Below are 715 nucleotides of genomic sequence, written 5' to 3'. Positions count from 1 at the left end.
GCGGACTCCTCCAGGCTCGCAACGTGCTGGCCAACCTGGGCAAAAAGCACAGCAAAGCCACCCTCGAACCAGCATGCCAGCAGGTCTTAGAAAAGAAGCTGGCTCCAACTATGGCTGTGATCAAGCGCATCCAGACTGACATTGCGCACGCTCAGCAGCACCCTGCTGCACCAGGGCGAAAGACACAGCCCGCGACGAAGAACCAACAACGCCCAAGCGCCCCGCTTACCGGCGACGCAGCTGATGCCGTCTTTATTCGGCCTGCTGACCACTACGAAAACTAGAAGGAGTGTTAACCATGAGCAACATCAATGACGAAACAGTACGGGCAAAAATGCGAAAGCTTCGCGTATCGACCTTCGCTGATGTCTTCTACGAGATTGTCAACGACGAGGCCTACGCGGATGCGCTACCAGAGGACATCTTCCTCGCAGCAGTCGAAGAGGCCTACACACAACGGCAACAACGCAACATCGCCAAAGCCATCACCCAGGCACAATTCCGATACCCGGATGCGAGCCTTGCTGAAGTCACCCGGGCAGAACAACGCGGCATCAACATGCGCCAACTGAAACGAATCGCGGCGACGAACTGGCGGGAAAACCCGACCAACATTCACATCCTCGCACCAACCGGAACAGGGAAAACATACATAGCCTGCGCCATCGGTATTGCTGCGTGTCAGGCCGGATACTCCGTGGCCTACTACCGGCTG

The 715-nt window shown here is 56.8% G+C and carries 1 protein-coding gene and 1 pseudogene; both read left to right on the top strand.

The window, feature by feature from the left end; translation table 11 throughout:
• Positions 1-284 (top strand): annotated as a pseudogene (locus HMPREF3145_RS11570) (IS21 family transposase); the annotation flags it as partial.
• A gap of 14 nt (positions 285-298) precedes the next feature.
• A partial coding sequence (locus tag HMPREF3145_RS00310; RefSeq protein ID WP_168162433.1) for an ATP-binding protein occupies positions 299-715 on the top strand: 417 nt, incomplete at its 3' end.

Origin of the sequence: Corynebacterium sp. HMSC05C01 (assembly GCF_001807155.1) — a bacterium.
GTDB lineage: Bacteria > Actinomycetota > Actinomycetes > Mycobacteriales > Mycobacteriaceae > Corynebacterium > Corynebacterium coyleae.
This window is presented reverse-complemented; position numbering and strand designations above follow the sequence as displayed.